We start from the raw sequence: 9,451 nt of genomic DNA, 5'->3' as shown, positions 1-9,451 counted from the left end.
CAGAACCTGTGTTACCACAACCATCGCTAAGTTCATTATAGCTATTTGTCCATGTTACATTTGAACAAATATCAGAAGCAGTAGCACCTCCATTAGAAGCTAACCAAGCTGTTAAAGCTTCTGGATTACCGTTTCCATCACATTCTACAGTTGCATTTGCAGCAGCTGTATCAATAGTTGGAGCAGTAGTATCTTCGATAGTAAAGATCGCTGATGTAGTTGAAGTATTTCCACAACCATCAGTAGCAGTAAAGATTACTGTAGCTGAACCTGAGTTACCACAACCATCGCTAAGAGCATCAAAGCTGTTGGTCCAGGTTACACCTGAACATGTGTCAGAAGCTAATGCACCACCGTTAGAGCTTAACCAAGCTTGTAATGCAGCAGTATTTCCCTGACCATCACATTGTACAGTTGCATCAACTGCAGCTGTATCAATAGTCGGAGCAATAATATCCTGAACAGCAAATGTAGCAGAAGTCGTTGTAGCATTGCCACAATCATCAGTAGCAGTAAATATTACTGTCACAGCAGTTGAACAATCATTTGCTAAAGCATTGAAATTATTAGTCCAGGTTACATTAGAAGAAATATCAGAAGCTGAAGCACCACCATTAGATGCTAACCAATTAGTCAAAGCAGCAGAGTTACCACCACCATCACATTGTACAAGTAAGTCGGTCGCAGCTACATCCATACTTGGATTAGTAGTATCTTCAATAGTAAATGTTGCAGAAGTCGTTGTTGCGTTACCACAATCATCAGTAGCAGTAAATGTTACAGAAGCTGAACCTGTGTTACCACAACCATCGCTAAGAGCATCAAAACTATTAGTCCATGTTACGTTAGAACAAACATCAGAAGCCGCAGCACCACCGTTAGAGCTTAACCAAGCTTGTAGTGCAGCAGTATTTCCATTTCCATCACATTCTACAGTTGCATTAGCTGCAGCAGTATCCATAGTGGGATCAGTAGTATCTTCAATAGTGAATGTTGCAGAAGTCGTTGTTGCGTTACCACAATCATCAGTAGCAGTAAATGTTACTGTTGCTGAACCTGTATTTCCACAACCATCGCTCAGTTCATTATAGCTATTTGTCCATGTTACATTTGAACAAATATCAGAAGCAGAAGCGCCACCATTTGAGCTTAACCAAGCTTGTAGTGCAGCAGTATTTCCATTTCCATCACATTGTACAGTTGTATTAGCTGCAACTGTATCCATTGTTGGAGCAGTAGTATCTTCTATAGTAAATGTAGCTGAAGTCGTAGTTGCATTACCACAATCATCAGTAGCCGTAAATGTTACTGTTGCATTTCCGGTATTTCCACAACCATCGCTAAGAGCAGTAAAGCTATTAGTCCAGATTACATTAGAGCAAACATCAGAAGCCACAGCACCACCATTAGAAGTTAACCAAGCTTGTAATGCAGCAGTATTTCCATTTCCATCACATTCTACAGTTGCATTAGCTGCAGCAGTATCAATGGTTGGAGCAGTAGTATCTTCAATAGTAAAGGTTGCTGAAGTTGTTGAAGCATTACCACAACCATCTGTTGCTGTATATGTTACTGTAGCAGTTCCTGTATTTCCACAACCATCGCTCAAAGTAGTGAAGTTGTTAGACCATACTACATTAGAACATTTATCAGAAGCTTCAGCACCACCATTAGAAGTTAACCAAGCAGTTAAAGCAGCAGAGTTACCGTTTCCATCACATTGTACAGTTGCATTAACAGCAGCTGTATCAACAGTTGGAGCAGTTGTGTCAATAACGGTAATAGTTTGTGTAAATACTACAGAATTATTACCACAATTATCAAGAACAGTCCATTCATTTGTATATGTTCCTGTATTAGCACAACCCAATGCAGGTATAAAATTACCTCCTTTTTTGATTATGTTAGTTACATCAGCATCACACAAGTCAGATGCTACCGGGAATAATCCCTGAGCAGCAGTCAAAGCATCTTTATCACCACATTCAACAGTTACATTCAGAGTACCATCAGCAGTTTCCCAAATTGGAGCTGCAGTATCCTGAACAGTTATAACCTGAGTGAATACAGTTGATATATTATTACATACATCTTTTGCTGTCCATGTATTGGTATATGTACCAGCATTTGAACATCCTGCAGAAGCAACAAATGCACCAGGTATTTTAACATAAGTTACAGTACCTGCGCAATTATCGGTAGCCATTGGAGCAAGTGCCTGAGCAGTAGTTAATGCGGCAGCATCACTACATTCAACAGTGGCATCTAAAGAACCAGCAGCTGTAGACCAGGTAGGAGCTGTAATATCCTGAATTGTTACGGTTTGTGTTCCGGTAGTATTATTTCCGCAAGCATCTGTTACTGTCCAGGTTCTGGTAATAACTCTGTTATTTGGACATAAACCTCCAGGTGTCAAACAAACACTTTTGAAGTTAATGCTTCCATTTACATTAGCTTGTTTTCTTGAATATACAAACCAAGTTCCATTCATTGGTCCGGTTAAGTTTTCAAAACCAGAAACATAAGAAGTCAAACCGTTTATAGTATTTGGTGAAGATAATCCACCATTTGGAGTAAAGTTTTGCGTTACACCAGTTGTTATAAAATTATTATTATTCCATTGGGTATATCCTGAACTTGTAGGATAGAATTCTGGTAAATATAATTCTTGTGAACTTGAATTATTATCATCACAATTTCCACCAGCACAATAAGGTCCAACTAAAATAACAGCTTGTCCACTAGGTGAAACCAATGTAAATTCAGCTCTTCCTTTTCCTTGATTTGTTTCAAAAGCTAAAGCGATTTTTTGGATATTGGCAGCCGTAGCATTGTCAAAACCTGTAACATCAAAATAGAAGTAATTTCCATTACCAGCATTTATATTTGTTTCAGTGGAGTTACCAATGCATTCGGTATCAACAAATGAAACAGTTGGGTTCGAATCGCAGTTGTCATTAATGTTGGTTAAGTTTCCAGTATTAGACGGATTAAGATTAACCGAACAATTTGCATCTGTATTTAAGGTGATATTACTTGGCGTTGTAAATGTTGGAGGAGTATTGTCTATAATTGTAATAGTTGCTGTTGCAGTGTCACAATTGCTTGGATTTAATATTTCACATATTTGATAAGTGAAAGTATAATCACCACAATGCCCAATGCTTGTTAACGAAACATTTCCGTTAGCATCAATATTTAAGTTCGGATAAGCTCCATTTACAATTGATAAATTAACTTGTGAAATAGTAACGTTGATATTGTTTAGTGAATCATTAGAAAGAATATTTCCAATTGTTCCAATATTTGCACAATCTACACTATAAGTATCATTCATGGCTACAATAGCAGCAGCATCAACTGATATAGAAACTATAGCCTGATCACAATTTGTTGGATTTAAGACTTCACAGATTTGGTATGTTAAGGTATAAGTACCAGAAGGAGTTCCAGGAGCAACCAGTACGTTAGTGCCAGATAAAGTAATACCAGCATTTGTAGAAGACACAAACGTCGTAATTACCTGCGCAGGAAGAACAGGTGAACCATTCAGCGTATCGTTAGCCAATACATTTGTGAAAGCTGTTCCACCTACAAATCCATTGATAGGAGCAGCAGTATCGTCATTCGCCACAATTGCAGCAGCACTTACAGAAACGGAAACTATAGCCTGATCACAATTTGTTGGATTTAAGATTTCACAGATTTGGTAAGTCAAAGTATAAGAACCGGCAGGCGTTCCAGGGGCAACCAGTACATTAGTACCAGAAAGCGTTACACCAGCATTAGTTGAAGACACAAAAGTTGTGTTTACCTGAGCAGGAACAACCGGAGAACCATTAAGAGTATCATTAGCCAATACATTCGTGAAAGCAGTTCCACCAACATAACCGTTGATTGGAGCAGCAGTATCGTTTACCGCATCAATAAGAGTTACAGTTACAGGAACTGTTACTGTTGCAGTAGCACAGCTACAAGTTGCAGAAGCACCGCAAATTTGATAAGTTAAAGTATAATTTCCAGCAAGTGTACCGGGTGCAACAACAACATTAGTTCCAGATAAACTTACTCCGGCATTTGTTGAAGAAACAAATGAAGTGGTTACTTGAGAACTGGTTATTGAGCTTCCGTCTAAAGTGTCATTTCCTAAAACGTTTATAAATGAAGTTCCACCACCGAAACCGTTAATTGAATTTCCGGAATCATTGTTTGCTACAAATACTGCCGCACTAACATTAATTGTTTGTGATGCCGTACTTGTATTATTACATACATCTTTCGCTGTCCAGGTTCTTGTAATTGAATACGAACCATTACAATTTGTTGGGGTAGCCACATCATTAAAAGTCAATGTTACTGAACTACAAGCATCAGTGGCTACTGCTTGTTGGAATGATGGAGTTGTACTATAGCTTACCGTGCTTGGTGCAGGTAATGCAGTAAATGCAGGAGCTGTAGTATCGTCAATTGTTATTGTTCTTGAAACCGAAGCCAAAGTTCTGCCACAACTATCTGTTGCAGTCCAGGTTTGAGTTACTTTTCCGTTACAGTTACCAGGAACAGTTGTCGTGAATGTTGATAGATTTGAAGTTCCACTAACTAAACAACCGCCACCTAATCCATTTGTAAATGGAAGTGTACTTGCAGCAGGTAAACCTCCACAAGTTACTGTGATATCTGTAAGAGCAGTCATTGTTGGCAATGCCGCCGGACTAACAGTTATAGTTCTTGAAACCGGAGCCAAAGCTCTTCCACAACTATCTGTTCCTGTCCAGGTTTCAGTTACTGTTCCACCACAAGCACCAGGCGTAGCCGAGAGTGTAGATGGATTTGAAGTTCCGCTGATTAAACAACCACCAGATAAACCGTTAGAAAATGCAATTGTGCTTGCAGCAGGTAAACCTCCACAAGCAACAGTGATATTTCCAGGAGCAGTCATTGTTGGCAATGCTGCTGCAGCAACAGTTATTGTTCTTGTAACTGGAGCCAAAACTCTACCAGTACTATCTGTTGCAGTCCAGGTTTCAGTTACCGTTCCTCCACAAGCACCAGGCGTTGCAGAAAACGTTGAAGAATTTGAAGAGCCACTTATTAAACAAGCGCCTGACAAACCATTCGTATAAGTAATAGTGCTTGAGGCTGGAATTGAACCGCAAGAAACTCCTGTATTACCAGGTGAAGTCATTGTTGGCAAAGCCGCAGGACTTACAGTAATAGTTCTTGTTTGTGTAATCGTTCTGCCATAAGCATCGGTAAATGTCCACGATTCTATAATTGTTCCACCACCTGGACCAGCAGGTGTTTGAGCACTTAATGTAGAAACTACAGAACCGCTGATTATGCAAGAAGCATTTAATGTTCCTGTTGGGTTATTGGTATAGCTAAGTGAACTTGTCGCAGCTCCTCCACAAGGAACTGTATAATTACTGGCTGTAGCAAATACAGCAGGAGGTGGAGTAGTAGCTGTTATCGTTCTCGACTTAGTTGTAGTACAGTTATTAACATCTTTGATAGTCACTGAATAAGTTCCAGGAACCAAACCTGTTAAATCCTGATTGGTTGATTGTCCTGCAGGAATCACACCTCCGGCAGAGGCTGTCCATACATAAGTAAAAGGAGCTGTTCCTCCTGTTGTTGTTAAATCAATAGCACCGGTTGCTGAACCACATAATGAACTTGTCAATGCAAATTCACCATTTACTCCGGCATTAACCGTTATCGATGGTAGCTGCCCACATTTTGGTGAAATGTTATTCGGGTCTATAGGACATGAACCACTCGGTGTAGTCCAAGCTTCCCATAAATTAGAAATTTTGATAATATCCCCACAATTGTAGGTGATAGTACCAAAATCTAAATAGGTTATTGAACCTCCTGGTAAAGGACCAGCACAACCTGTTCTTGTTGTAGAAGAAATTAACAATCCTGTAGTACCGCTATAGATATCTACAGTTCCCCAAAAAGCAAATGCTCCCCTGGTGGAACCCGTGGTATTGTTAATCCCTAATGTTAGGGTTCTTGTCAATGGCGTTGCCATGGCACAAGAATTACATAAATCTCCACCGGTTAATTGTGCTGCCACGAGTGAAAGGTCACTTGATGTACAAGAAGTACCAGGTGGCGGAACAGATTGCGCGAATGACATTGATATACAAAATATATTAAGTATCAAGAAGGCGCAAAAATTCTTCGAAAGTGTAAAATTTGATTTCATACAGTTAGGTTTAGCAGAATAGATTTGAAAACGGCATTTTTGTACAGGGAGTACTTTTGTAGGTGTTTATGAAGTTGATAGATAATTGGGGTTATACTATATACACAAAATTAGTTTCAGTGCATTTTTAAAAACCATTTTATCTATGAACGGCATAAAAAATCGACAAAATGCATGTTTTTGGAACTATTCTAGTTCTAGATTAAGGTTTTTTTGGGGTTATACTTGATTTTTGACATGATAGATTTGGGTATTTAGGGTTATTTTTTTTGTAAAAATTTATGTTTTACAGTTCGAAAGTATATAGTTTAAATCAAACCACCAAAAAAAACATCGATAAAGTGCATAATTTCATAGATAAAGTGCATTATTTAACATTTTTATCTAGAAAAATACTACAACAATAATAATTTGATAAGTTGTTTATAACATATTTCATTTTTAACAATTATTTATAATTCTATTTAGTAAACATTTTGTAATGGAAAATAATGGTAGAATTTGACCAGGAAATGAATTGCGGAGAATACAGATTGACTTTTTAAAGTCTATAGATAAATTAGATTTATATGATATAAAAACTTAAATTTATAGTATTAATAATTTTGGCAATTTTATCATGAAACAACTAATATTAATTCGACACGCCAAATCAAGCTGGGGAGCACCACTCCGCGATATAGACAGGCCTTTGACAAGCAAAGGCATTCAGGATGCGCATTTAGTTTCTTCTCATATTAGTAACCAAATTCCAAAATCATTTGTATTATGGAGCAGTGTTGCGAAAAGAGCTTCCGAAACCGCTATGATTTTTGCCCAAAACATTTCCTTCCCTTTAGAAAGCATTACATTTAAAGAAGAGTTATACACCTTTGATGAAAGAAAGCTGGAACAAATTATCAAATTATGTCCAAATGATTATGATAACTTAATTCTTTTTGGACACAATGAGGCAATTACAAATTTTGTCAATAAATTTGGGAACATCTTTATTGATAATGTTTCGACTTCCGGATTTGTAAATATTATATTTGACAATAACTCCTGGAATGACATTGAAAAAGGTGTTACCAAGAAAGTTATTTTCCCAAGTGATTTAAAATAAAATATGAGTACAGAATCCGGTTTCAGATATATAGACAGAGAAAAAAGTTGGCTGGCATTTAACGCCAGAGTTTTACAGGAAGCAGCTGATGAAGCTGTTCCTTTGTTAGAAAGACTTCGGTTTATAGGTATTTTTTCCAATAATTTAGATGAGTTTTTCCGTGTTCGATTTGCCGCAATTCGTCGTTTGAGCATGTCCGGCGTTTCGGGAGAAAAGATTCTTGGCGGAATTTCAGCTCAGCAATTGGTTAAAGACATTACCGAAATAGTAATCAAACAGCAGTCAGAAAGTCTGCGTGTGCTTAACGAAATTGAAAAACAATTAGTAAAACAGAACATAATCATTATCGACGAGAATGAAGTTTCAGAAGAACATGAAAACTTTATAAAAGATTTTTTTATCCAAAAAATAAGCCCGGAACTCGTTACGATTATCTTAAATGATCTGGCTGAATTCCCTTTATTAAAAGACACTTCGGGTTATTTAGCCGTCAAATTGGTAATGAAATCAGTGCAAAAACCCAGCATGCTCGGTTTTGTTAAACCCAAATCAGAAGTGCGTTATGCAATAATTGAAATTCCAAAAAACACCAATCGTATTGTTGAACTTCCCAACAAAGATGGTAAGCAATACTTGATAATGCTCGATGATTTAATCCGTTATAACCTGAGCAGCATTTTCAATATTTTTGATTACGAAAGCATTTCAGCTCATATGATAAAAATCACTCGAGATGCCCAGTTGGATATCGATAGTGACATGAGCAAAAGCATGCTCGAAAAGATTGCAACTTCTGTAAAGGAAAGACGTATTGGCGAACCGGTTCGTTTTGTTTATGATCAGCATATTGAAAAAGACACACTCAAATTTTTCCTTACCAAAATGGGAATCGATGTTTCGGACGGTGTTATTCCAGGCGGAAGATACCACAACCGTCGTGATTATATGAACTTCCCAAACCTTGGTCGATTTGATTTGTTGTATCCGCCAAGAGTGCCGCTTCCGGTGGAAGGTTTATCACTTGATGGAAGTCTTTTAAACAAAATTGCCAAAAAAGATTATTTGATTAATGCACCATTTCAGTCGTTTTCGTATCTGATAAAATTCCTGCGCGAAGCCGCTTTGGATCCAAAAGTAACTTCAATAAAAATCACTTTATATCGTCTGGCAAAAAACTCTCAGATTGTAAGTTCACTGATTAATGCTGCGAAAAACGGGAAGAAAGTTACGGTTCAAATTGAACTTCAGGCGCGTTTTGATGAAGCCAGCAATATTTCCTATGCCGAGCAAATGCAGCAAGAAGGCATCGAACTTATTTTTGGTATCAAAGGATTAAAAGTCCACAGCAAAATATGTTTGATTGACCGTGTTGAAGACGATAAACTAAAACGTTACGGCTTTATTTCTACAGGGAATTTCAACGAAAGTACCGCGAAAATCTACACCGATTTAACGCTTTTTACCAGTCACCAGCAAATCCTGAAAGACGTTTCTAAAATCTTTGATTTCTTTGATGTTAATTATCGAATTCATCGTTACAAACACCTGATAGTTTCTCCACATTACACGCGTTCAAGGTTTTATAAATTAATTGACAGAGAAATAAACAATGCCATTATGGGCCGTCCGGCATACATTAATTTAAAAATGAACAGCATTTCGGATTACCCAATAATCGACAAATTATATGAAGCCAGTAATGCCGGTGTGAAAATTAAGTTGCAGGTTAGAGGTATTTGTTCCCTAATTCCAGGCGTGAAAGGAATGAGCGAAAACATAGAAGCAGTCAGCATTGTTGACTATTTCTTAGAACACACGCGTTCATTTATTTTCTGTAATAACGATGATCCGGAAGTTTATATTTCATCAGCCGATTTTATGACACGTAATTTAGATGGTCGGGTAGAAGTAACCTGTCCGATATATGACGAAGACATCAAAAAACAAATTATTGACACCTTTAATGTTGGCTGGAAAGGAAATGTAAAAGCGCGTTATCATTCAGAGAAATTTGAAAACAAATACCGTGTTCGCGCTGAAGATGAACCTATTTTTAGAGCCCAACATGAAACTTACAACTATTATAAAGAAAGACTTGATGGAACTCCAAATAACCAAATAACCGAATAGAC

Annotated in this window: 3 protein-coding genes; 2 read left to right on the top strand and 1 reads right to left on the bottom strand. The window is 37.5% G+C overall.

Translation table 11 applies throughout. From position 1 onward, the window contains the following. Positions 1-6,145, bottom strand: a 6,145-nt coding sequence (locus tag ABIQ27_RS12660) for a hypothetical protein (RefSeq protein ID WP_348034270.1), incomplete at its 3' end; no start/stop codon positions are given. A gap of 688 nt (positions 6,146-6,833) precedes the next feature. Here ABIQ27_RS12660 and ABIQ27_RS12655 point away from each other — a divergent pair. Both ABIQ27_RS12655 and ppk1 read left to right on the top strand, forming a co-directional pair. Beyond that, the gene (locus ABIQ27_RS12655; RefSeq protein WP_348034269.1) at positions 6,834-7,319 is read left to right on the top strand and encodes a histidine phosphatase family protein; all 486 of its coding nucleotides are present in this window, start codon (positions 6,834-6,836) and stop codon (positions 7,317-7,319) included. A 3-nt stretch (positions 7,320-7,322) separates the two neighbouring features. Beyond that, on the top strand, positions 7,323-9,449 hold the full coding sequence (gene ppk1, locus ABIQ27_RS12650; protein WP_348034267.1) for a polyphosphate kinase 1: 2,127 nt from the start codon (positions 7,323-7,325) through the stop codon (positions 9,447-9,449). Positions 9,450-9,451: the final 2 nt, after the last annotated feature.

The organism is Flavobacterium sp. (assembly GCF_039916025.1).
Classification (GTDB): Bacteria; Bacteroidota; Bacteroidia; order Flavobacteriales; family Flavobacteriaceae; genus Flavobacterium.
Note: the sequence above shows the minus strand (reverse complement) of the source record. Positions and strands in the feature narration are given on the sequence as shown.

Coding starts and splice junctions, on each gene's coding strand:
- ABIQ27_RS12655 (WP_348034269.1), top strand. CDS start 6,834: ATGAAACAACTAATATTAATTCGACACGCCAAATCAAGCTGGGGAGCA.
- ppk1 (WP_348034267.1), top strand. CDS start 7,323: ATGAGTACAGAATCCGGTTTCAGATATATAGACAGAGAAAAAAGTTGG.